The sequence below is a fragment of the Aerococcus urinae genome, assembly GCF_001543175.1.
GTDB classification, from domain to species: domain Bacteria; phylum Bacillota; class Bacilli; order Lactobacillales; family Aerococcaceae; genus Aerococcus; species Aerococcus urinae.
Map to the genome: position 1 here is coordinate 1,289,234 of NZ_CP014161.1, position 24,675 is coordinate 1,313,908.

The 24,675-nt window shown below is 44.0% G+C and carries 21 protein-coding genes; 6 read left to right on the top strand and 15 right to left on the bottom strand.

What is annotated here, in order from left to right:
- Position 1 precedes the first annotated feature (1 nt).
- Positions 2-877 carry a pyridoxal 5'-phosphate synthase lyase subunit PdxS gene (gene pdxS, locus AWM73_RS05885; protein WP_060778505.1) on the bottom strand — a complete coding sequence of 292 codons (876 nt, stop codon included), beginning with the start codon at positions 875-877 and terminating at the stop codon, positions 2-4.
- A 118-nt stretch (positions 878-995) separates the two neighbouring features.
- Here pdxS and pdxR point away from each other — a divergent pair, with 118 nt between their 5' ends.
- The gene (gene pdxR, locus AWM73_RS05890; RefSeq protein WP_060778506.1) at positions 996-2,393 is read left to right on the top strand and encodes a MocR-like pyridoxine biosynthesis transcription factor PdxR; all 1,398 of its coding nucleotides are present in this window, start codon (positions 996-998) and stop codon (positions 2,391-2,393) included.
- A gap of 85 nt (positions 2,394-2,478) precedes the next feature.
- A complete protein-coding gene (locus tag AWM73_RS05895) occupies positions 2,479-3,033 on the top strand; it encodes a GNAT family N-acetyltransferase (RefSeq protein WP_060778507.1) in 555 nt (184 codons plus the stop codon).
- A gap of 69 nt (positions 3,034-3,102) precedes the next feature.
- Here the strand turns inward: AWM73_RS05895 and AWM73_RS05900 are convergent, their stop codons facing one another.
- The 7 genes from AWM73_RS05900 to gshAB form a co-directional block, all read right to left on the bottom strand.
- Complete coding sequence (locus AWM73_RS05900) at positions 3,103-3,291, bottom strand: hypothetical protein (protein WP_060778508.1); 189 nt, start codon at positions 3,289-3,291, stop codon at positions 3,103-3,105.
- A gap of 9 nt (positions 3,292-3,300) precedes the next feature.
- Complete coding sequence (locus AWM73_RS05905) at positions 3,301-3,981, bottom strand: NAD(P)H-dependent oxidoreductase (protein ID WP_060778509.1); 681 nt, start codon at positions 3,979-3,981, stop codon at positions 3,301-3,303.
- 169 nt (positions 3,982-4,150) lie between these two features.
- Positions 4,151-5,476 carry an extracellular solute-binding protein gene (locus AWM73_RS05910; protein ID WP_060778510.1) on the bottom strand — a complete coding sequence of 442 codons (1,326 nt, stop codon included), beginning with the start codon at positions 5,474-5,476 and terminating at the stop codon, positions 4,151-4,153.
- A 5-nt stretch (positions 5,477-5,481) separates the two neighbouring features.
- Positions 5,482-6,321, bottom strand: coding sequence for a carbohydrate ABC transporter permease (locus tag AWM73_RS05915; RefSeq protein WP_060778511.1), 840 nt, complete (start codon positions 6,319-6,321; stop codon positions 5,482-5,484).
- Positions 6,318-7,196, bottom strand: a complete 879-nt coding sequence (locus AWM73_RS05920) for a carbohydrate ABC transporter permease (RefSeq protein WP_060778512.1) — start codon at positions 7,194-7,196, stop codon at positions 6,318-6,320. The genes AWM73_RS05915 and AWM73_RS05920 overlap by 4 nt, the downstream gene beginning before the upstream one ends.
- On the bottom strand, positions 7,189-8,274 hold the full coding sequence (locus AWM73_RS05925; RefSeq protein WP_060778513.1) for an ABC transporter ATP-binding protein: 1,086 nt from the start codon (positions 8,272-8,274) through the stop codon (positions 7,189-7,191). The genes AWM73_RS05920 and AWM73_RS05925 overlap by 8 nt, the downstream gene beginning before the upstream one ends.
- Positions 8,275-8,884: 610 nt before the next feature.
- Positions 8,885-11,176, bottom strand: a complete 2,292-nt coding sequence (gshAB, locus tag AWM73_RS05930; protein WP_060778514.1) for a bifunctional glutamate--cysteine ligase GshA/glutathione synthetase GshB — start codon at positions 11,174-11,176, stop codon at positions 8,885-8,887.
- 249 nt (positions 11,177-11,425) lie between these two features.
- On the opposite strand from gshAB, the gene AWM73_RS05935 reads away from it, so the two are divergent.
- Positions 11,426-12,013, top strand: coding sequence for a nucleotidyltransferase family protein (locus tag AWM73_RS05935; protein ID WP_060778515.1), 588 nt, complete (start codon positions 11,426-11,428; stop codon positions 12,011-12,013).
- A 141-nt stretch (positions 12,014-12,154) separates the two neighbouring features.
- Here AWM73_RS05935 and spxB read toward each other — a convergent pair whose 3' ends face one another.
- Positions 12,155-13,942, bottom strand: coding sequence for a pyruvate oxidase (gene spxB / locus AWM73_RS05940; RefSeq protein WP_060778516.1), 1,788 nt, complete (start codon positions 13,940-13,942; stop codon positions 12,155-12,157).
- Between the two features lie 163 nt (positions 13,943-14,105).
- On the opposite strand from spxB, the gene AWM73_RS05945 reads away from it, so the two are divergent.
- The gene (locus tag AWM73_RS05945) at positions 14,106-14,663 is read left to right on the top strand and encodes an ECF transporter S component (RefSeq protein WP_060778517.1); all 558 of its coding nucleotides are present in this window, start codon (positions 14,106-14,108) and stop codon (positions 14,661-14,663) included.
- 64 nt (positions 14,664-14,727) lie between these two features.
- Here AWM73_RS05945 and AWM73_RS05950 read toward each other — a convergent pair whose 3' ends face one another.
- Positions 14,728-15,300 (bottom strand): NADPH-dependent FMN reductase, encoded by a 573-nt coding sequence (locus AWM73_RS05950; RefSeq protein WP_060778518.1) that lies wholly within the window; start codon positions 15,298-15,300, stop codon positions 14,728-14,730.
- A gap of 335 nt (positions 15,301-15,635) precedes the next feature.
- Between AWM73_RS05950 and AWM73_RS05955 the strand changes: the two genes are divergently transcribed.
- Together AWM73_RS05955 and gpmA are read left to right on the top strand one after the other, a co-directional pair.
- Complete coding sequence (locus AWM73_RS05955) at positions 15,636-16,304, top strand: 2,3-bisphosphoglycerate-dependent phosphoglycerate mutase (protein WP_060778519.1); 669 nt, start codon at positions 15,636-15,638, stop codon at positions 16,302-16,304.
- 147 nt (positions 16,305-16,451) lie between these two features.
- Positions 16,452-17,132 carry a 2,3-diphosphoglycerate-dependent phosphoglycerate mutase gene (gene gpmA, locus AWM73_RS05960; protein ID WP_060778520.1) on the top strand — a complete coding sequence of 227 codons (681 nt, stop codon included), beginning with the start codon at positions 16,452-16,454 and terminating at the stop codon, positions 17,130-17,132.
- A 91-nt stretch (positions 17,133-17,223) separates the two neighbouring features.
- Here the strand turns inward: gpmA and nrdE are convergent, their stop codons facing one another.
- The 5 genes from nrdE to AWM73_RS05985 form a co-directional block, all read right to left on the bottom strand.
- Entirely contained in the window at positions 17,224-19,422 is a 2,199-nt protein-coding gene (gene nrdE / locus AWM73_RS05965) for a class 1b ribonucleoside-diphosphate reductase subunit alpha (RefSeq protein ID WP_060778521.1), read from the bottom strand.
- 50 nt (positions 19,423-19,472) lie between these two features.
- Positions 19,473-19,901, bottom strand: coding sequence for a class Ib ribonucleoside-diphosphate reductase assembly flavoprotein NrdI (gene nrdI, locus AWM73_RS05970; RefSeq protein WP_060778522.1), 429 nt, complete (start codon positions 19,899-19,901; stop codon positions 19,473-19,475).
- Positions 19,901-20,914 (bottom strand): class 1b ribonucleoside-diphosphate reductase subunit beta, encoded by a 1,014-nt coding sequence (gene nrdF, locus AWM73_RS05975; protein ID WP_060779081.1) that lies wholly within the window; start codon positions 20,912-20,914, stop codon positions 19,901-19,903. Before nrdF ends, nrdI begins: the two co-directional genes overlap by 1 nt.
- Positions 20,915-21,477: 563 nt before the next feature.
- Positions 21,478-22,623 carry an N-acetylglucosamine-6-phosphate deacetylase gene (gene nagA / locus AWM73_RS05980; RefSeq protein ID WP_060779082.1) on the bottom strand — a complete coding sequence of 382 codons (1,146 nt, stop codon included), beginning with the start codon at positions 22,621-22,623 and terminating at the stop codon, positions 21,478-21,480.
- Between the two features lie 71 nt (positions 22,624-22,694).
- Complete coding sequence (locus AWM73_RS05985; protein WP_060778523.1) at positions 22,695-24,674, bottom strand: PTS transporter subunit IIABC; 1,980 nt, start codon at positions 24,672-24,674, stop codon at positions 22,695-22,697.
- Position 24,675: the final 1 nt, after the last annotated feature.

A 24,675-nucleotide genomic window follows, 5' to 3' on the forward strand; every position in this document is an offset into this window, starting at 1 on the left:
CTTACTGGCCTCGCTCTTCCATAATGATTTGAATTTCGCTCGGGTTAATCCCTACCATGGCTTCTCCCAAGTCTTCAGACAAGTGGGCAATTAATTGGGCATCTTGGTAGTTGGTAACGGCTTGGACGATGGCGGAAGCCCGCTTAGCTGGATCACCTGACTTGAAGATTCCTGAACCGACAAAGACCCCTTCCGCCCCTAATTGCATCATCAAGGCGGCATCAGCTGGGGTGGCTACTCCACCGGCAGAGAAGTTAACCACAGGTAATTTGCCATGGGCATGGACATATTGAACTAAATGATAAGGGACTTTAAGTTGTTTGGCAGCTTCATAGAGCTCATCTGTCGATAAAGAAGCGACTTGGCGGATTTGGGCATTAATTTTCCGCAAGTGACGGACCGCTTGGACGACGTCGCCTGTTCCTGGTTCCCCCTTAGTTCGAATCATGGAGGCTCCTTCTTCAATCCGACGTAAGGCTTCACCTAGGTCACGAGCCCCACAGACAAAAGGCACCTTGAAGGCGGTCTTATCAATATGGTAGACATCATCAGCCGGCGAGAGAACTTCCGATTCATCAATATAGTCAATCTCAATGGCTTCTAGGATTTGCGCTTCAACAAAGTGACCAATCCGCACCTTGGCCATGACGGGAATGGAGACAGCTTCTTGGATGCCCTTGATCATCTTAGGATCACTCATCCGCGACACCCCACCGGCTGCTCGGATGTCAGCGGGAATCCGTTCTAAGGCCATGACCGCTGCAGCTCCTGCGGCTTCGGCAATCCGGGCTTGTTCTGGTGTGGTAACGTCCATAATCACCCCACCCTTTAGCATCTGGGCCAGGGCTTGATTTAATTCATATTGTGTCTTTGTCATCTGATGACCTCCTTGATTTGTTGCTTGTCGCTTGTTAAGCTATATCATAATTCAAAAGTGGTCATAGACAAATAGTCAAAGTCACAATAAAAAAGAAGCCAGTAAGGAGTAAAAAAAGATGTTAACCTACCATCTAAAAAAAGGCCCAATCCCCCTTTATCAACAGTTATACCAAGCCATTAAAAGCGATATCATTGCCGGCAAACTGGAAAATGAAGAAAAACTACCTTCTAAGCGCAGCTTAGCCAGAAATTTAGGCGTTAGTACCATTACGGTTGAAAATGCTTATGACCAGTTGATCCTAGAAGGCCTGGTCTATAGTCGGGAAAAACGCGGCTATTATGTCAATGATTGGCAAGGCCTTCCCAGTCTCAAGGAACGCGAAAAAATTGACCACCATATCCGCCTACCTGAAGAAGAACACTTTACTTTTAACTTTTCCGAAAAGCAAAGCCAGTTAGATAGTTTCCCCTTTTCGATTATGAACCGGATGATGCATGACACCATCGCCAACTACCAAGCTGACCTGCTCAAACCGCCCCTGGGTGGTGGAGTGGCCGCCTTAAGAGAGGCGATTGCTAGTCACTTGGCTTCTTTTCGTGGGATGGCCGTCGACCCCAAGCAGATTATTGTGGGAGCAGGAACAGAATACCTCTATGGCTTATTGATCCAACTCCTAGGGCGGGATAAGGTCTATTGCATTGAAAATCCGGGCTACCCCAAACTACGGCAAATTTACACCAAGCAAGGCGTTGCCTGTCGTTTAGCGGGAATCGATAACCAAGGCTTAAGGGTGGAAGAACTCGAGAAACAGCAGGCCCAAATTGCCCACCTTAACCCCACCCACCACTTTCCGACTGGCACTACCATGCCGGTCAGTCGCCGCTACCAATTGCTGGCCTGGGCCAATCAAGCGGAAGGCCGCTATATTATTGAAGATGACTATGATAGTGAATTTCGTTTTCACGGTAAGCCCCTTCCTACCCTGCAAAGCATTGATGCGAGTGCCAAAGTGATCTATCTCAACACCTTTTCCAAGTCTCTGGCTCCGACCATTCGAATTTCTTACATGGTGCTCCCTGCCCAACTGGCCAATCGCTTTTATCAAGAGCTGGCCTTCTATTCCTGTACCGTGTCCACCTTCGAGCAGTACAGTTTAGCCCAGTTTATCCGAGAAGGTTATTTTGAAAAGCATATTAACCGGATGCGCCGCCACTATAGTAAGAAAAGAGAAAAAGTCACCCAGTTGATTAAAGACCACTTTCCCAATGACCAGTGCCAAATTATCGAAGGCGAAACCGGTCTTCATCTGGTCTTAAAATTACAGACATCCTTGTCCGATAGAGAAGTAAAAGACCGATTGCTTAAGCAGGGTATCGGGATTAAGAGTGTTTCCGACTATGATATGGAGCCAGTGGTAGAAAGTCGCCAGCTCTTTCTCTTGAATGATGCGGCAGTTGACCTCAGTAAACTCCAGGAAGCCCTTGCCGTCGTCAAAGCAGAATTATTTTCCTAACCCCTTCTAGCAGCCACTATAGAGCTGCTAGTTTTTTTATGGGAAATGATATATAATGAATTAACTTTTGGGGAGGTTAATTATTATGAATCATTTAGGTAGCCAACAACTAGAAAGCAAGCGCCTCATCTTACGGCCCTTTGAATTGATTGATGTGGACCAAGCCTTCAAGCACTGGACCAGTGATCCAGAAGTCACCAAGTACCTAACCTGGCCCAGCCACCAGTCTCCAGCTGTGACTAAAGAAGTGATTGCCCAATGGGTCTCTAACTATAGCCACAAGGACTTCTACCAATGGGCCATTGTTTTAAAGGCAAGTAATGAAGTGATCGGTAGTATTTCCGCCGTTGATGTCAAAGAAAAAATTTCTGCCGTCCATATTGGCTATGCTATCGGTAAAAAATGGTGGGGCTTGGGGATAACCACCGAAGCCTTTAAGCGTATTATTCCTTTCTTCTTCGATGAAGTCGGAGTCAACCGGATTGAATCCATGCACGACCCCAAGAACCCAGCCTCCGGTAAGGTCATGGAACATTGCGGTCTAGTTTATGAGGGAACCCTCCGCCAAGCTGACCGTAACAACCTAGGCCTCTGTGACGCCGCCTACTACGGCCTTCTAAGAGAAGATTATTATCGTTAAGACAAAAAGCAGCGAATCAATCGCTGCTTTTTAGCTTGTTCTTAGTCTCATTTTCTAGTACAGAAGTTTTTACCAGTTTTCCTTATCCCAGGACAGACCATCTAATTGACCGCTGGCTTGCTGGTAACGTAAGTCCAGGGCTTCAATGGCTGCTTGACAGGCCTTTAGATAGGCGCGTTGTCCGTAGTCTTGACTTTCCTTTTTAGCCTCCTTGAGAACCTCTTTGGCCCAGGGGCCTAATGGATCATGTTCAATCATAATAACCTCCTAATGCCGGGTGGTTTTTGGCAATTCAACTTCCAGCATATCTAATTCATCCAGTCGCCCTTCCCAGGCATCGACTAACAAATCAACCTGCCCCCTCAGTCCAGGGGAAAAGTCTTCCTGCCGCTTGCTCAAATGCTCAATTAACCAGCGACTCCGTTGACTAAAACTACCCCGCTTAGGGTTTAAGAGATAGTATTGAACGGCAACATACTTTTGGGCGCGGTCCGCTTCACTGAGATAGTGGTATTGACTGAGGATAAAGGCAGGTAGAAATTCCCACTTCAAGGTCTGACACAGGGTTTGATAAGGACTAAAGAGGGTCGATAAACTGACATTATTCTTCCCGCCAGCCTGGTAATAAGATAAGGGGCTCCCTACAGTCACTATCAAGCCCAGTGATTTTCCTACAAGATGCTTACCATTCTGGTCTAGGAAATCATCACTTAACAGGTCCTGTAACCATTGCACCATATGACCGGGGGCTTGGTACCAATAGAGGGGGAACTGTAAATAGATTCGCTCACTCTCTAAAAGGGTTTCTTGGGATTCCTGGATAAACTCATCATTATAATTGGTTGGGACAGGGATGAATTTAATTTCTTCAGGACAAGCGGCCCGTAAAAATTGATGGCTGCTGGAATTTTCCAAGTCAGGGTGTCCACAAAAAATACTTACTGTCACGCTTCCCATCTCCTTTTCCTGGTTCGCTTCCTATTGTAACAAATCACTCAAAGCTTAGCAGTCTAGCTAGCTCAGAAAAAACAGTTTTAGTAAATCTTGTTAAATTTACTCCTTAAAAAAGCCAAGTCAGTTTTGTGCTAACTTGGCTTTTTCCTGTAACATTTTTTTCTTAATCTTCTCTAGCTTTGACTTGGTCTAGGGCCTTTTGGGCGGTTTCTTGGGCTTCAGCTAGGGCTTCTTCAGCAGGAATATTTTGCAGTTCCACCTTATCACGGGCGTCAGATAGGGCTTGATAAATTTTGCCTCCGGTAGGATCCGTAAAGCTATATGAAGCATGGGTCGATTGGTCCATGGGGGTCTTATAGGCCGGGTTTTCAGCTAAGAATTCACTAAAGCCAGGCACCTTATTCATGGTTTCGTCAACACGGACCGGTACATAACCCACCGCCATGGTCCAGTCAGCTTGGACTTGGGGACTGGTAAAATATTTGATCCATTCAAAAGCCGCCCTTGCTTCCTGGTCAGAGGCTTGGTCAGGGATAGCCAAGTATAATCCTTCCGACATAGGACGGGGTTCATGGCCATTGTAGCCTGGTTGTTCGGCTGACCCAATAATATCAAAATCAAGGTCAGCCTTATCCCCAGATGAACCCGTATAGCCAATCGATTTCCCCGTCATAACGTTATCGATGGTCCGGTACCAATATTCCCAACCTTGACCCCCAGATTCAATAGGACTAGTCCCATCATGGATATTCTCCCGGATGAAGTTCCAAGAATCAACCCAAGGGGCCTGGTCAATGAGGACCTTGGTGCCATCATCAGAAATAATTTGTCCGCCAGAACTATAGGCGATGTCAATCAAATTATCGGTCCCCCACATTAACTGGTGGCCATTTTCGACATAGCCCTCCTCTTGGAGTTGCTTAGAATAGGCCATCACGTTTTCCCAAGAAGCATACATGTCCTCGGGATCAACACCCGCCTCGTCTAAGATATCCTTACGGTAATACATGACCTGGGTGGTCCCAAAGGCTGGGAATCCGTAGACCTGACCGTCAGAAATGGCTAAGTCCATAAAAACTGACAGGAAGTCATCAGGATCCATGCTAGAATCCATGAAATCGTTGAGGGGTTTAAGAATTTGCGAGTCAGCTTGTTCCACGATGTCATCCGATAAGACCACAGCCGGGGCAATGTCAGCTGCAATAGCTGCTTGGAGTTTCTGATAGGTTTCATCATAATTGGCTTGAGCCACACCGATCACACGGACTTGGTCTTGGCTGTTATTGAAGTCTTCAATGATTTCTTCCATGGTTTGCCCGGCAATCGATCCCAAACCATACCAAAATTCGATTTCCACCCGGTCGCCGCTTGCTTGGTCGCTATGTTTGCGGTCATATTCAGCCAGGGCTTGCTGGGCTTGTTGGGAACATCCACCCAGGAAGAGCAGAGCGGTAAACAGAGTCAGTAAAAATTTTACAAATTTCTTCATCTTGATCATCCTTTCGTCCCTGAACCAGAAATTCCTTTAACAAACCATTTTTGTAGGAGGATAAAGAGAATTAATAGCGGAACGACAACCAGGGTATTGGCTGCCATCAGCCGTGGCAAGTTATCGATAAAGTTCCCTTGGGTGGTGAAGAGCTGGTTCAAACCATTGGAGACCAGCATCTTGGCTTCACTAGAGATGATCAAGGATGGCCACATGTAGTTGTTGTAGTGGGTGACAAAGTTGATCAGAGCTGTCGTTAAAATCGCTGAGCGCGAATATGGAACGATAATCCGCCACAAAATTTGCCAGGAATTGGCCCCTTCCACTTGGCCGGCTTCGACTAATTCAATCGGCACCGAGCGGAAGGTCTGTACCAAGTAAAAGATGGAAAAGACGCTAGCAATATTAGAAACGATTAGACCGGTTAAGGTGTCTAAGAGTCCCATTTGGGCTAGGATCACAAAGGATGGCACATAAGTGGTAGCCACCGGTAACATGTAGGTTAATAAGATCGAAGTATAGAGGAATTTCTTCCCTTTAAAGTGGAAAAATACCAAACCATAGGCCATCAAGGCACTCAGAACTAACTGCACAATAACAATGACTAAGGCCGTAAAGATACTGTTGAAAATATAGAGGTCAAAGGGGCCTAATTCAAAGACGCCGGCAAAATTCTTAAAGGAAAGAAAATCTGGCGCTAAAGAAGCCGGATTAGATAGGATGGTGGCTGCCTCTTTAAAGGCATTTGACGCCATCCATAATAAGGGATAAACCATTAAAAAGCTGAGGAATAAGAGTAAGATCGAACGAATAATCCCCTTACTATCCCATTTTTTATTTCTCATGCCATACCCTCCTTACGATAGTGCCCTTGTAAGCTAAAGATCGCAAAGGCTAAGAGACCAGTAATGACCAGCATAATCACTGACAAGGCTGTGGCTTTGCCCATGTTAAACTCTTCAAAGGCCAGTTGATAGAACATGTATAGCAAGGTTCGCGTCGCCCCAGCTGGCCCCCCTTGGGTTAAGACGTTAATTTGGTCATAAGCCTGGATGGACGAAATTAAGGTAATCACCGATAAAAACAAGGTCGTCGGTAGGGTCATAGGAAAGTAAATCGTCCGGATCCGTTGCCAGTAACTGGCCCCAGCGATATCACAGACTTCATCATAGGCCGGAGAAATACTGGACATGGCTGTGGAATAAAACAACATGGCCCAGCCCGCATTCTTCCAAACGGTCACGATAATGACTGCCACCATGGCAAAGGTTGATGAAGACAACCAGTCAGGTCCCGAAACCCCAATATGGGCTAAAAGATTATTGATGAGTCCTTCTGGTTGATACATCCAGGACCAAACAATGGAAACGGCAACCATGGGCGTTACCCAAGGAGCAAAGAGACAGGCCTGGATGAAATTATGCATAAATTTCTGCCGAATTAATAAAAGAGCTAATAAAAAGCCGATCACTAAGGTTGGAATCACTGTTCCTAGTGAAAAGACTACGGTATTCCACAAGGATGAAGCAAATTCTTCAGAAGTGATGAGGTCGGTATAATTTTCTAGTCCGACAACGTCATAAGTGGGTGAGATATAATCCCAGTTAGTAAAGGAAATAAAAAGGGAAATAAACATTGGTAAGAACCAGAAAATTAATAAAGGCAGGAGTGGGACTAAAATATAAATGAGCCACTGTTTTTTATTCATGTCTTTAATCATTTTCAGTCACCAATCTTTCCCCACTTTTCTTATCGAAGTAGTAGAGATCCTTACTATCCAGATTAAAGGCAATTTCTTGGCCCGCTTCAAAACGCTTATCAGTCGCCTCTTTAATGATTACTTGTGAAACTTCTAACTTCACGTGGAGGTCATAGTCAGCGCCTAGGAGTTCTACCATCTGGATAGTCCCAGTAAAGTGGGCCTGGTCAGAATTATCCGTCACTTGGGCCTTTTCCGGTCTAAATCCGACGACAATGTCTTGGCCTTCAGCGAAATCACCTGGTAAGTGGTCCACTAAGACTCGGTCCGTTTTGGATAAAATCTTGCCCTCTTTGACGTGGGCTTGGATGGTATTCATTGGTGGTGTGCCTAGGAAGGTTGCCACAAATAGATTCTTAGGGTTGTTATAAACCTCCCAAGGGGCTCCGATTTGTTGGATTTCTCCTTGATTCATGACGACAATCCGGTCGGCCATCGTCATGGCTTCGGCTTGGTCGTGGGTCACGTAAACAGTGGTGGCATGGAGGTGTTTTTGTAAATTAACAATTTCACTCCGCATCTGCACCCGGAGCTTGGCGTCCAAGTTACTCAAAGGTTCATCCATCAATAAAATACCAGCTGACTTAACGATGGCTCTGGCAAGGGCAACCCGTTGCATCTGACCGCCTGATAAGGCACCTGGTTTTTTATCTAAATAGTCGCTTAAGCCCACCAATTCAGCAGCCTCTTTGACCGCTTTTTGACGGGTAGTCTTGTCGACTTTTCTAATTTTTAGGCCAAAGCCAATATTATCGGCAACCGATAAGTGTGGGAAGAGTGCATAATTTTGAAAGACCATGGCAATATTGCGGTCCTTGGCATCTTTATTATTCACCACTTCACCATCAATTAATAAGTCACCTTGGCTAATCTCTTCCAAGCCGGCAATCATCCGCAAGGTGGTTGATTTACCACAACCAGATGGGCCGACAAAGACAATAAATTCACCGTCACCAACATCTAAATTAAAGTTTCTGACGGAGTAATTTTTATTGCCCGGATAACGTTTACTCACATTTTTCAATTCAATTGTTGACATTAATTATCCCCCTATCTTAAAGAAACAGGGACTAATCAGTAAGGAATAAGCAATGCCCAAGCTACTGATTAATCTCTCAATTACAATCGAACAAACGTACGTCAATCCTACTCTAACATATATTTTTTAAATTTTCATTAAATACACTCTTCTATTAAAGGAATGCCCTAATTTACTTTTGATTAACGAACAAATTATAGGAGTGGGGATATCGCAATCTGCATGCAGCAGTGATCGATAAAACCGTTGACAAGAGGTCAAAAAAACAGTAAACTAGACTCCTAATAATTTTTTCATTGCTTTCATAATCCATTACTTATGAAAGCATGTCTGCTAAGCACAAAATCCCTGTTTTGTGACTAGCTTGTAGATACAATTGATCACGTAAAAAGGCCCAGTTTCTAAACTGAGCCTTTTTCTGCTAACTTTTATCACACTCTATTTAAACCTGCTCCAAGCGCAAGGCAAGCGTCCACTTCACTAAAGGTCGACGAATTCTCTTTCAGAATTCTTACGTCCTTTAGCTCCAGTTGCTATAGCTGTTCGAAGCGAAGCGAGTTACAGATATAGTATGCGTAGCGGTCTTGCCTTTTGACGCGCTTGTCGCACTCTATTTCAAAAACGCTTTTTCAGGGAAGAGATAGTGGAGCAAGGATTCAGTCACACGGACGCCTTGGCCTTGGGCAGGATAGACGTGCATCATCATCATGGGGTTGAAGTTGGCTTCAATAAAGCCATAATTGGTCCCTGCTTCACTGACTTGGGCAGCTTTGGTAATGTCTTGGACCATTAAATCAATGCCTGTAATGTTAACGCCTAAGGATTGAGCCATCTGACTGGCGATGTCTAGATAAGACGGATGAACTTGGTCAGTGACATCGACGGAGTCGCCTCCGGTGGAAATATTGGAGTTTTCTCTTAAGTAAGCCTTTTGCCCTTCTTCTAAGACACTGTTGAAGGTCAAGCCCTGTTGTTTAAGGTTTAAGGCTTCAATATCGCCCAGCTGAATCTTTTCCAATGGGGTGCGGTGGTCTAAGCCTCGCTTAGGGTCTTTATTCTTCTCAGCGACTAATTCTGCGATGGTCGCCTTCCCATTACCAACCACATTAGCGGGCACCCGAAGTAAAACAGCGATGGTCTTGCCATCCAGGACAAAGAAACGGTACTCCACTCCTGGCACATAGTCTTCTAAGAGGACACTATCATCGGCTTCAAAGGCAATCCGACAAGCTTCTAAGAGTTCCTCACGACTAGGCCCCTGTTTAAAGATAGAAATCCCAATCCCCATATTGGTCGATTTCGGTTTAACCACTAGGGGACGATTTAGATACAGTCCGGCCGCCGCTTCAACCTCATTCAGACTGTGATAGGTCCGTGATTTAGGCGCTTGAAAACCAGCTTCTTGGATAATTTGTTTGGTGACCTCTTTATTAGCTAAGAGATAGTGAGAAATATAGGTGTCCTTACTGGTGATATTTCCATTTTTGACATATTCAATATGGTCCCCAACCGAGAGACGGAGTAAGTTATCTGTTCGGTCTAATATTTCCACTTGGATCCCTGAGCGAATCGCGTCAGCTATAAAGATCTGGGTGGACAATTCCATATCGGTAAAGCCGCCTAATTGATAAGGGGCCTTGAGGGCATTTTTCCGGTTCTTTTCCGCAATGGCTAAGCCAGATGCTAACCATTCTTCCACAGTCGGATAAGCCTTGACAATTTGAGCCGCTGGGGTTTCATCTGGAGCTTCCAGGCGGTGGAGAACCTCCTCAATCAAGTCTACTTTGTCTTGGCTCACGGCTAGGTCTGCAAGCATGTCGCGCATGCCATTTGCGATTTCCTTACCCTCGTCATAGTAGGCCGTTCGACTGAAGGGGTCTTCATTAGCCACTTGGGTCTTCATCTTAACCCCTTCTTCAATTTCAGGGTCATCCGCCATTTCATCTATCCAAAGCAGGTAGAGTAAGAAGTATTTAATAAAGACAAGTTCCCTTAAACGAATCCCATAAGGGGCATCGCCTTGGATATCGGTATTACGCACTTCTAAATATTTAATCCCAGTATGGAGGAGGTCTCTAACCTTAGCTCCACCGCGTAAGCGGACATTGGAATAAAATTCCTTCTCAGCAATAAGATGACCAGTTTTAACATTATTTTCCAGGGTGGTGATGTAAGTTTCTAAATCGTGGTAAGAAACATGGACATCTTCATGGTTAACATAGCCGTGCTCAGAATTACGGATACTCCGCACCGGATGATTAACTGGCTCCACCCCGGGTTCAAAGAAGGACTCGTGGGCATAGGGACTAGCCCCTAAGAAATAAACAATTACCCATTGATGGCGTAAAAAATTACGGGCCAATTTTAAGTAGAGAGCATTTTGGGTGTCAAAGAGGCTCCCATAGTCACTATAACCAGCTTGGTAGAAGCCCTTGATAAAGTCGGGATCGAGACCAAAGTTATAGTGGAGGCCTGAAATCATTTGCAATTTCTTACCATAGGCTCCTACTAAGTACTCCCGATAATCCACAGCTGCAGGATCATCCAGTTGGGCCACCTTAATCTGGTCATCACTAGGTAATTTTGGTGGCATGCTGTAAGGCCAGATCGCTTCTTCCTTGTCTAGATGCCTGATGGTGACATCATAGATCGCGTGCATCCACTCGAGCACGCCCTCTTCCCGGCCAATCACTGGTGGTGAGACGAGTTCGGTTTGTGACTCCGCAAAGTCACGCTGAATATACTGGTTTTCACTGGACCCGTCCACCTTTTTGGGATGAGGGGTTTGAGCAATATGCCCTTCTGGGGTTACCCGATGGCCTTCTTTTTCGATTCCAATCGAAGTATTTTGAAATAAGGCTGAAGTATTTTCATTTTTGATATAGTTTTGTATTGGATTCATCACTTGTTTTCTCCCTAATAGTACTTGGAAGTACTTAGACTGTTTCCTTAACTTTACCACGATTAGATATTGGGAAAAAGTGTTTAGCTTACTTTTTGTTATTAAATTTTGATTATTAATATGATATCACCCTTGAACCTCACCATAACCTGGCTAGTATTTACTAGCACTGCAGGACTGCTTGCATTATCATCTATAAGTAAAGAATAATGGTCATTTTTTCATTAACTAAGAAAGGAATCCTCTAAATTGATTGATATTAAAGCCATCATTGAATCAAGCCCAGAACTCATGCACTTACTTAAAATAATTCAATCCTTTCAACTACCGGATTGTTGGCTCTGTGCGGGTAGCTTACGAAATTATATTTGGGACTATTTAAGCCACGGTGACCTCAGAAAAAGTCTTTATTTTTCAGATATCGATGTGATCTTCTATGATGAAAACATCTCCTACCAGCAAACACTGAGCATCGAAAAAAGCATCAAAGAAAAATACCCCCACTATAATTGGGAAGTCAGAAACCAATACTATATGCATAAGCACAGCCCCCATAGACAAAGGTATAGCTCATCTCAAGATGCTGTCAGCAAGTTTCCTGAAAAGTGTACGGCTATTGCTGCCCGTTTGAATGAAGACGATCAAGTCGAATATTATGCTCCCTACGGTGTTGAAGATATTATCCACTTTAAAGTATCACCCACCCCTTACTTCCTCGACAACAGTGACCGCTTAAAAGTGTATCAAGCACGCATGAGAAGAAAAAATTGGCAAAAGGTCTGGCCACAACTTTCTATTGAAGGCATTAAGCAAAAGAAAAAAGCAGCCAGGGACTGAAGCCATCCTAGTCACAGAGACAGGAGCTTTCAATCACTGGCTGCTTTATGAAGTATACGGAACACAATTTAAAAGAAAAATTTTCTCTCTTGATTTATTAATAGAATCTTATCTCAGATTTTTAAGGATTTGCTAGAAGCCTTACAAGGTTTCCTTCCATTGGTACTGACGGATTTCTACCCCTTCAGCTTCTAGGTAATCGGTTAAAGGTTTGAGATCTTCAGCGTAATAGCGTTCTTTAAACTTAGCGATGGCTTCTTCTTCATGAAGTTTAGGATCGAGTTCTAAGTGTTCCACTGGGATTGGACGGTCCAGACTGATCTTACAGTCAATCACAACCACTTTACCGTCTTTTTCATCAGCGACCGCTTGGGTGAAGACATCTTTTAACTGGCTGATTTCAGTCACTGTGTAAGACACAGCGCCTTGAGCCTTACCAATCATGGCGAAGTCAACATCGGCAATATCGATCCCATAGAAGTTATCGTTAGTATCTTCTTGTTCGTCACGGATAAAACCGAAACGCTCATTGGTGAAGACCACGTTAATCATGGGGAGCTTGTATTTGACTGCGGTAACAATATCTTGCATGGCCATGGAGAAGCCCCCGTCGCCGGCTAAGTTCCATACTTGACGGTCTGGCATTTCCAGTTTTGCAGCAATGGCGCCTGGGAGGCCATTGCCCATGGTAGCGAAGATATTAGAAGTCCGCCAGGTGTTCTTAGGTGTCATATGTAAGTGACGGATCGAAGTTTGGGTAGTGTTCCCCACATCAATGGAATAAACCGCATCTTCATCAGCCACTTGGTTAATAGCATGGTAAACTTGGAAGAGTTGCAAATCTCCGTCCTTTCTTTGTTCTAGACTTTGGAGATAGTCTTTCCAGTTTTTGGCATTGTCGATATTGGCCTTGTACCAGCCATTATCAGTTTTTTCTTCAATTTTTTCTGTGATTTGACGGATAGCTTCTCCCGCATCTCCTAAGATGCTAACATCAGCATCATGACGCTTACCAAGTTTTTGTTGGTCGATATCGATTTGGATGAAATGTTTGACATGGTCAAAGGTCCCTTCAACCTCAGCAAAAGGAAAGTTAGACCCAGCAAAGAGAATGGTGTCCGCTTCTTCTAAGGCTTCATTGGCAGGCTTCCAAGCCACCCGGTAGGCAGAACCTAAGAGGGCATCAAATTCATAGTCGAAGTTATCAAAGTTAATCCCGGTCACTACTACTGGGGCTTTGATTTTCTTAGAAAGTTCGATCACTTCTTGGCCACTGCCTTGAGTCCCAATACCAGCATAGATAATTGGCCGTTCACTGGCCTCTAAGACTTTAACCGCTTCATCGATATCCTTTTCACCGGGTGTCATTAGCGGATAGTCCCGGTAGCTCTTGGCGGAAGAATACCAGGAATCTTCTTCGAGGGGTTCCCAACCAAAGCTGACTGGTACTTCAACTGCAGCCACGCCTTTTCTGGCAATGGCGGTACGGATAGCTTCGTCTAAGACCTTAGGCAATTGTTCAGCATAAGCCACCCGACGGTTATAAACAGCTACATCGGCAAAATAAGGATTTTGGTTAAACTCTTGGAACATGTCATAGTTAGACTGCACTTCAGGGCGTTGGCCGATAATTGCTAAGACCGGCACGTTATCCTCTTTGGCATCATAGAGACCATTGTAGAGGTGGGTTGCCCCTGGTCCTGCTGAACCGATACAAGCCGCAATCTTACCAGTGAATTTAGCACTCATGGAAGCGGCCAAGGCCCCAGTTTCTTCATGACGGACCTGGATAAAGTTAATCTTGCCCTGTTCCTTTTCAAAAGCATCCATTAAAGAGTTGAGCGAACCGGCTGGAAGGCCGTAAACATTCTTAATTCCCCAGTCTTCCAATACACGCAGTCCTGCCACCCATGCATCGATAGTCGCCATTCTATTGTCCCTTTCCTTTCTTTTCTTTTAAATTAATTATCTTTTCACAATCACTTTAACAAAAGCGAACAAAAAATTTGAACAATATGCTCAATTTTTCTTTTACCAGGAAAAATATGCGTTATAATTTATAGCAAATTAATTTAAAAAGGAGCGATAGCTTATGCATAAAAACAATTCTCTCTTTGAATGGGTAGCCATGGGGATGTATGCAGCTCTCATTATTTTAGCCATTACTTTTATTCACATTCCCATGCCCTCCGCCATTTCTAAGAGCTTTGTTCATCCTGGCAATGCACTAGTGGTCCTCGGAGTCCTCTTAATGGGCGAAAAACGGGGTACCTTAGCTGCCGCAGCGGGTCTCTTTCTCTATGATGTCCTCAATGGTTATGCCTCGGTGGCTATTTTCACAGTGCTAGAAAACCTGGTCGTCATTGCCGTCGTAAGCCTACTCTTCCGCAAGGTCTTTCATTCAGAGTTGACCATCGGACGCTTAGCCAGCATTGGAGTCGTCGCTGGAGTGACCAAGGTCATTGTCATTTTCATTAAATATACTTTCCGCCAAGTTTTACTGGGAAATTCATTAGCAGCTGCCATGGCCATCGCCACTACCGGTATGCCGGCCAGCCTATTTACAGCAGCCGTAACCGCTGTGTTGGTTACCCTGCTCTACTATCCAATGAAGAAAGTCGTTGACCGCTACCCAGCCTTATCTGCTTAAAAACTTCTAAAACTATGACAAAAAGGGACTGTGAGTAAATTCACAGTCCCTTTACTTATAAGTCTTAGTTTTTAGGATTTTTAGCCATTAAGTCTTCAAATTGGTCAATATAGGATTGAACAAAGTTGATGGTTGATTCTTGTTTGAACTTGCCGTTTTCATCTAAAAGATCAGCCGAATGCCCCAAGAAAACTTCGGGTTGTTGGATGGTTGGCATCACAAAGTAAGATAAGGCCAGACGTAAGTTCTTGTTAGCACTGTAACCCCCCATGGCACCGACCGAATGCGAGATAATTGCTGCAGGAGTATTGGTCCAAGCCACTGCTCCCTTAGGTTTTGAAGCTACATCGACTGCATTCTTCAGGCAGGCAGGAATAGTCCGGTTATTTTCGGGGGTGACAAATAAGACTCCAGCGGCATCACTAATGGCTTGACGGAAGCTTACATAGCTTTCTGGTAAAGGTTTATTAGTCATTTCAGCATCATCATAGTCCGCATCATATAGAGGCAAGTCACGAATTTCAACAATTTCAGCGTCATAGTTGTCACTAAACATGTCGATCGCATTTTTAGCAATCTTGCGTGCATAGGATCCCTCACGTAAACTACCTACTAAAACTACAACTTTTTTTGCCATAATAATTCCCTCTCTAGATTAAAATAATGTTTATTAAAATTAAACTATATTAACTTTATTAACATTAAATTATAAAAGCAAGTAAGATGCCTATCTTTTTTATGATCTTTTTAGCCAATCATTGCAAGCCCCTAGAATGCTTGTTAAAGACTGGCTTTGGCAGAATAAAGCGCTTCACCAGGCCAATAACAAGGTACAATTTTTGGTATTTCTTATTGGCTTTATCCTTAACTTAGTGAAAAGATTTCTCCCATAAAATGATTGGAGTGAGAATTTACTTTAAAGAAGCTTTTATTTAAAATAGAGAGGAAAAAATCAATGGAAGGAGTAGGCTTATGCTTATATTACTGCGTCATGGACAAAGTAGCTCCAATTTAAATAACTTATTTACTGGTTGGTACGATGCCAAACTCACCCAAAAAGGAAAGGACCAAGCCTATGCTGCGGGGCTCCGACTGAAAGCCGCTGGATATCAAGTTGATGCTATCCACACCTCGCTTTTAAGCCGGGCTATCCAAACCAGCAACCTCGTTTTGGAAGCCATGGAACAACTCTACCTGCCTTTACAAAAATCTTGGCGGCTAAATGGCCGCCATTATGGGGCTTTGGAGGGAATGAATAAAGACTTAGCTCGGGAAAAGTTCGGCAAAGACCAAGTCCACACCTGGCGACGTTCCTATGATGTTCGTCCTCCCCTGGCTACTGATAGCCAACTCAGCGAGCGCTATTCCTTTTTAGATAGTCAAAGCCTTCCACAAAGTGAAAGTTTAAAGGATACCCAAACCCGCTTACTGCCTTACCTAGAAGACCAAGTCATCCCCCAACTTAAACAGGGGAAAAATGTCCTTATTGTCTCCCACGGTAATCTCTTACGGGCATTGACCCTAGTCATTGAAAACTTGGATCCCAAAGAAGCCAGCCAAATTGAGATCGCCAATGCCCTTCCTATTGTCTACCATTTTGACCACGACTTCCACATGCAAAAAAAGGAGATCCTATCATAATCACAGGCTAGCTTTTAACTTGGTGAATATAATCACTTTCTTTTAAAAGCTATTGCCCTCTGCGCTTTTCTCAAGTAAAATAAGAATAAAGTGAGATATTATGGCTTAGGCCACAGTGTTTTGCAAGAATTATTTAGGAGGAAAAAAATGAAATTAGTATTCATTCGTCACGGTGAAAGTGAATTAAACTTAGCCAATGTCTTTACCGGTTGGTTAGATCCAAAATTAAGTGAAAACGGTCGTAAAGAAGCGGCTAAAGCGGGTCAAGATTTAAAAGAAACGGGTATTGAATTCGATTGCGTACATACTTCCGTACTAACCCGTGCTATCCAAACCTGTAACATTGTTTTAGAAGAAATGGACCGCCTCTACTTACCAGTAGAAAAAAATTGGCGTTTAAATGAACGTCACTATGGTGGTTTGCAAGGTTTAAACAAAGCTGAAACCGCTGAAAAATATGGTGATGAACAAGTTCATATCTGGCGTCGTTCTTACGATGTACGTCCTCCACAAGCTAGCGGCGAACAAGCCTTTGACCATCGTTATGACCACTTAGACACCCGCCACATGCTTGCTGGTGAATGTCTAAAGGACACCCTTGACCGTACCCTTCCTTACTGGGAAGACCACATTGCTCCAGAACTAAAAGACGGCAAAAATGTTTTAGTGGTGGCTCATGGTAACAGTTTACGTTCCCTAACCAAACACATTGAAAACATTTCTGACGACGACATCATGGGCGTTGAAATCGCAACTGGCGAACCAATCGTTTATGACATCGACGAAAACCTCAACGTCGTTAATAAAACTGTCTTACATAAAAAATAATTTTAAGTAAATCAAAGCAGCTCCTTCCTTTTTCAGGACAGGAGCTGCTTTTTTGCATGCTTTTAACCGTTAATTCACTAGGAGTTTTCGCCTAGATCATACAGGATTCACATTCCGAGTCGCTATTGCAGGACGGACGATCTGGAGTCGTTAGACCTGGAGAGAGCAGTTCATCACTTTCTAAATGTTCACTGCCGGCTAAAACATCTTGACGGACGCGAACATAGTAAATGGTGGAACAGCCCTTGCTATAGGCATAGATATAGGCCCGGTTCAAATCACGGGTCGTTGCTTCCGACGACATAAAGAGAGTCAAGGAAATAGCTTGGTCCACATGCTTTTGGGCAGCTGCCACAATATCGATGATGGCTTGAGGACCGACTTCATAGGCTCCTCGTTGGTAATAAGCATAGTTGTCATTATCAATTTGATAAGCAGGAACATAAACCCGACCTAATTTACCTTCTTTGCGAGTTTCTACCGGTGAAACCACTGGTTGTAAGCTCGGTGTGCATGAAGACAGGTAGGAAATTGAACCAGTTGGAGCGACTGCTAGCAGATGAGCGTTAGCGATACCTTCTTCTTGAATAACCTTAGCGAGGGCTTGCCAGTCCTCTTGACTTGGCAATTCTAAGCCGTATTCTTGAAGTAATTGACGGACTCTTTCTGTCTTGGGTTCAACCCTTGCTTCAGTGTATTTCTTAAAGTAAGAACCATCCGCATATTCCGATTCAGCAAAGCCGGCAAAAGGCCCATGTTGCTTCACTAAAGCGTGTGAGGCCTTGAAGGCATGGTAGGCCAGTGCATAGAAGAACATGTCAGTAAAATCGACTGCTTCTTCTGAATCATAGTAAATATGATTGGTGGCTAAGAAACCATGTAAATTCATGGCCCCCAATCCTACAGCATGGTTGGCTTGGTTACCCTTCTTAATTGATGGAGCAGACTCCAGGTCAGACTTTCTCGAAATCCGGTCCAAGGCCTGAATGGCGTGGTTAACTAGATGACCTAAGTCTGGGGCTTGATCCATAGCCTTGGCGATATTAAGCGAACCCAGGTTACAACAAATGTCTTCTCCAATAGTGCGGTAGGAAAGGTCTTCATTAAAGCTGGAAGGAGTAGATACCTGGGTAATTTCCGAACATAAGTTGGACATCACGATCCGTCCTTTTTTCTTATGAGGATTGCGGCGGTTAACCGTATCTTCAAACATCAAGTAAGGATAACCCGATTCAAAATGCAATTCCGCAATCACTTGGAAAAGCTTTCTCGCCGAAATATAGTCCTTATGAATGGCTGGATTAGCTACTAATTCATCATATTTTTCGGTAATGGAGATGTCTGACATGGCCTTACCGTATACTTTTTGAATGTCGTAAGGAGAAAAGAGCGCCATATCCTTATTTTCCTTAGCGAGTTGGAAGGTAATATCTGGAATCACGATACCTAAGGATAGGGATTTAATCCGGATTTTTTCATCGGCATTTTCACGTTTGGTGTCCAGGAATTTCAAGATATCAGGGTGGTGGGCATGGAGATAGACCGCCCCTGCTCCTTGCCGTTGACCCAGCTGATTGGCATAAGAAAATGAGTCTTCCAAGAGCTTCATCACGGGCACCACACCAGATGCCTGGTTACCCATTCCCTTAATAGGGGCAGTGGTCTCTCTTAAATTAGTCAGGCAGAGTGCTACGCCCCCGCCTCTTTTGGATAATTGCAGACTGGTCGCAATACTTCGAGCGATAGATTCCATATTGTCCTCTACCCTTAAGAGATAGCAGGAAATATATTCACCCCGTCTTTTCTTAGCCGCATTGAGGAAGGTTGGCGTCGCCGGTTGAAAGCGATTAACCAAGATATCCGCTGCCAAATCCTTGGCTAAGTCTTGATCACCATTGGCTAAGAAGAGCGCATTGGCAATTACCCGATCTTCATAAGTTTCTAGATAATAAGCCTTATCATCCGTCTTTAAGGCATAGGCGGAATAGAATTTCATGGCCCCAATTAAATTTGGAAAGGCAAAATCTTGGTCCTCCGCCCATTGGTAGAGTTCATGGATAAAGTCTTTAGAATATTGGTCAAAGACTTCCTTTTCGTAATAGTTATTTTCAAAAAGGTAGTCCAACTTACTATCCAAGTTAGCAAAAGTCTTGGTCTTGGCTTGGATATAGTCTCTCATATAGACGGCTACAGCTTCTTTATCGGCTTGAAAATTATAGTGACCTTCTTGGTCTTTAAAACGGGTTAAAGCATTCAGTGACAGGTAGTTTTCCTCTTGCTTGAATGTCATTAAGACATGCTCCTTTCAATAATTGCCACTCGGGCTTGGCTTACACTTGCTTATTGGTCAGCGTTAAAGGCTTCGGTAATGATGCGGTTAACTTCTTCGACATCTTCTTTAGTCCCAATCAATTCAAATTGATATAAGAGCGGGACTTTCAATTTATAGGAGATCACTGGCCCGGCAATGGCAAAAGAATCTCCAAAGTTGGTATTGCCAGAGGAAATCACCCCAAGGCAGTGTTTGCGATTATCTGGATCATTCAAGAAATGAATAACCTGCTTAGGCACGGCGCCGTGGGCATCAACCTGGCCGGCATCCGTGACTTTGCCGCCTGAATAAGTAGGTACGACTAAAACATAGTCTTCATCCACCTTAATCCGGTCTTCTTCATCTATAGGAATACGGATGGAATCGGCGTCTAATTTTTGAACGAAACGGTGGGTGTTATTTGATTGCGTTGAGAAATATACAATTAATTCTTTCATTAGAAATCCCAGTCCTCATCTAGTGTTTCTTCACTTGTTCCAATAATATAAGATGACCCACTTCCTGAGAAGAAGTCGTGATTTTCGTCGGCACGTGCAGATAATTGCGCAAAGACCTCTGGAGCAATCCGCGTTTCTTCCTTGGTGAATGGTGATTCATAACCTAGGTTTTGTAGGAATTTACCTGCATTATATAAGGAGAAGCGAATGGCTTCATCAGCTAAACCAAAGCCGTCATAGAGTTGGCGTAAATAAGTTTTTTCTAAATCGATCATCTTATACAAAAGATCGAAAACAAATTGCTTCATTTCAGCTTGTTTTTCAGGACTTAATTTAGCCACCTTTAATTGATATTTATAACCGCTATAGAAATTATGAATCACTTTATCCCGCAAAATAAGACGGATGATATCTGAAGTGTTAGGCAATTTTCCACGGGCTGACAAATAAAATGGCAGATAGAAACCACCATAAAGTAGGAAACCTGGCATCAAGGCAGCAGCAATTTTAGATTTTAGAGGATCATCTGCGGTGTAGAAAGGAATCAAAGCCTTGGGACGGGCTTGGAGGGCTTCATTATCTACCACCCATTCGTGGGCTTCTTCGATTTGCTCACTGGTACATAAGGTAGAGAAAATAGTTCCATAAGAACGGGCGTGGACACCAACCATGAAGGCAAAATTGGCATAAATCACTTGTTCTTGTTCAGTGAGGGAATTCTTTATCTGAGCCACATCCCCGACCGAGGCTTGAACAGTGTCTAACAGGGTGAGTCCGGTGAAGGTTCGGGTAATTAATTGTTGCCAATCATCATCGAGCTCATTCCACGACGGGAGGTCATTAGAAACGGGTATATTTTCAGGCAACCAGAAGTTTTGGGTAACTCGATTCCAAACTTCTAAGTCTTTTTCATCGACTATTTTGTTCCAATTGATGGCTCTCATATTTTTGCTTTGATCAAAATAGGCATATTCTACCGGCGACACGGACCGATCATAATAATTTTTTGTCATGATTTCTATCCCACTTTTCACTTAAAATTTTCCAGGACTACATGCATGCGATCTGGCATAGAATAAATTAGCACAAGATATAGTGGCTAACAAGTCGATATCCACATTATATTGTGTATGTAAAAATACAAGAGCATAAGCGAAAAATTTCACTAGTAGCCAAGCCTATTTTGATAAGCATTTTCACGGGAGATCATTTTGTCAAGGGGGTAAATTATTTTCATGAAAAAGGCGATTTCCAATACAATTTTTGTATAGAACCTTAGCTAAAAGCGATCAAAGGATAAACAATTGTCACTTTATCTATTAAATATTATGTAAAAAAGAGCCTGGGACAAAAGTCCCAGGCTCTTTTTAAAACACGAACCATCTATTCAAAACGTGCTCCAAAAGTCAGCCCTGACGTCCACTTCACTAACTATGTCCGATAGTTTTGCAACTATCTACCATAGTTCGCTCCAGTTGCTATAGCTGTTCGAAGCGCAAGCGAGTTACAGATATAGTATGCGAAGCGGTTCAGGGCTCTTTTGACTTTTGTCACACTCTCTTTCATTCACTAGTGATTAATAAACTTTTTCTCCATTGAGATAAGTGGCTTGTAATTGCCCTTGGTCATTGAGAACGATGAAGTCCGCGTCCAGCCCTGCTTTGATTTGGCCACATTGGTCTTCAATCCCTACTGACCTGGCAGGATTATAGGAAGCCATTTGGACGGCTTCTTCTAAGGAAACCAAGTTCCAGGCCACCAAATTCTCCACGGCCTTAGCTAGGGTAAGGATAGAACCTGCTAAGTTACCGCCGTTAACTAAACGAGCGGCCCCGTCTTTAACGATAACCGGAAGTTCACCCAACATTGAGGGGCCTTCTGGCATGCCGCCTGCCCGCATACAGTCTGTAATTAGCACCACTTCGCTTTTCTTCCGAGCCTTTAAGACGACATTAATGGCACCAGGTTGAACGTGGAAGCCGTCACAAATTAATTCGGTATATAAGTTATCTAGAGTCAGTGCTGCTCCTACTAAACCGGGTTCACGGTGGTGGAGCCCACTCATGCCGTTATAAGTATGGTTAATTAAATGAGCACCAGCTTCAACAGCAGCTTTGGCTTGATCGTAAGTCGCATTCGAGTGTCCGAGAGAAATATGAACTCCTAAGGCCTCAGCTTGGGGGATGAAGTCTACAACACCTTGCCTCTCTGGCGCTAAGGCTAATTTATTGAGGAGTCCCTGAGAAGCCTCTAACCAGGTCTTTACTTTTTCGATATCAGGGTCAGACATATAGTTCTCATTTTGGGCGCCCTTATGTTCTTCGGTGAAGAAGGGGCCTTCAAAGAATATTCCGCGAATTTTAGCACCGGAGACTTGGTCTTTACTTTGAGCGATTACTTGGCAGGCTGTGGTTAAGTTCTCACTGGTATCGGTTAAGGTGGTTGGTAGCCAAGAGGTCACCCCACAAGACAAGAGCCCCTTAGAAATCGCCTCAATGCCTTCTGGGTCTTTGTCCATAACATCGTAACCGTGGAAGCCATGGATATGGGTATCCACTAAACCAGGAGCTAGGATACTATCACTATAATCAATCACTTCTGCCTGGTCGGGAACCGCCTTAACCACCTGACCAAAAGTCCCATCATCATTAACGATGAGATAGGCCTCCTGATCCTTGTGGTCAGCTAATAAGATGGCCTTTGCCTTGATATATTTCATCACTAACACCCTTTCAATATGCTTTTCCTTTGAAATGGAAACCTAATCCTTCACACCAATCCCCAAGAAGTGAGCTACTTATGCAAGCGGATAATCTCGTCTCCAGGACCGACTTCCCCATTAGCCACCGTTTCAATTTGATCATAGTCACTCGTATTGGTTACCACAAGAATTACCGAAGCATCATAGCCGGCAGATTCAATGGCTTGGCGGTCAAAAGTGATCAGATGGTCACCAATAGTTACCTTGTCGCCTTGTTTAACTGTTGGGGTAAAGCCTTGGCCCTTCAATTCTACGGTATCTAAGCCAATATGAATGAGGATTTCAATACCCTCTTCACTGGTTAAACCAATAGCATGGCCTGTTTCAAATAGGCTGGTCACTACCCCATTGACAGGAGAAATCACCTGGTCACTTTCAGGGCGAATGGCTAATCCTTGTCCCATCGTTCCTTGGCTAAAGACTGGGTCATTCACTTCACTTAAATTATAAAGGGACCCCGCCACTGGTGTAAAGAGACTCATGGCTTCACTTGCTTTGGAAAAATCGGAATCAGCTAAAATTTCATTAATTTCAGCGCTATAAATATTCGACTTACCTCCGTAAATGGCTTGAATACCGTTCTTGACATCGAGCACCCCAGTAGCCCCTAAACTTTTGAGGGTGTCTTTATTGACCTTGCCATTTTCTTTAACCGATACCCGTAAGCGGGTAGCACATGCGGTCACATGGTCAATATTTTCCGGTCCACCTAAGCCTTCAATAATGGTAAGGGCCTTGTCATGAAGAGAGCCTGATGATTGACCCGAGCGAGTCTTTCCACTGTTCGCCTGGTCAGCGGTCATTTCCATCCCAGGGATCGTCACATGGAACTTCTTAATACAGAATCTAAAGACGATATAGTAAAGAATCGCCCAGATAATCCCTATTGGAATCACCCGGAACCAGTTGGTTTGGCTGTTGCCTTGGAAGGGACCAAAGAGCAGGAAGTCAATCAGTCCTCCTGAGAAAGTATTACCGATCCTGATTTGGAGAATATCGGCAATATAGAAGGACACCCCATCAAGGAAGGCGTGGATCACATATAACCAGGGAGCCGCAAAGAGAAAAGAAAATTCAATCGGTTCAGTAATCCCGGTTAAAAAAGAAGTCAGGCCACTCGAGAAATAAAAACCTGCATTGGCTGGACGATTTTCCTTAGGGATAGAATGATACATAGCGAGAGTTGCTGCTGGTAAACCAAACATCATGGTCGCAAAACGTCCCGCAAAAAAACGGGTTCCATAAGTATAGAGACCAGTAAAGTTAGGGTCAGCTAATTGGGCAAAGTAAATATTTTGGGCCCCTTCAATGGTTTGACCAGCCACCGTCTCTACCCCACCCAGTGAGGTATACCAGAAAAGTGGATAAATGGTATGGTGGAGACCCACCGCACCAGTTAGACGGAGGAAGAAGCCATAGAAGAAGGAACCAATACTTCCCATGGCTGCAATCTGTTCACCTAAGCCCACCATGGCTTCTTGAATTGGAGGCCAGATCACGTAAATAATCGATCCTAGGAAAATGGCTGCTATGGCCGAAACAATAGGAATAAAGCGGTTACCCCCAAAGAAACCTAAGAATTGCGGAAGTTCGATCTTACGATAGCGGTTATGTAAATAGGTCACCGTTAAACCAATTAACAAGGCGCCCAGCACTCCGGTATCAATCGTCGCATCAGGTTCGGAGAAGAGTTGCAACCAGGCACTGATGGTGGCTGTATAGACGAGGAAAGCCACCCCAGCGGATAAACCAGCCGTCCCGTGGTCAGCTTCTGACAGCCCCACCGCGATCCCAATGGAGAAAATTAATGGCAAGTTAGCGAAGACTGCATTCCCCGCCATGGTCATCACGGTAAAGACCGCTTGGATAAAATCGTTAGCTAAAAAGGGAAATTGAGCCAGAGCGGCATCGTTAGATAAGGCGCTCCCTAGGCCCAATAAGAGCCCCGCTACCGGCAGGATAGCAATCGGCAGCATAAAGGCCTGACCTAACTTAGAGAATTTTTCAAACATG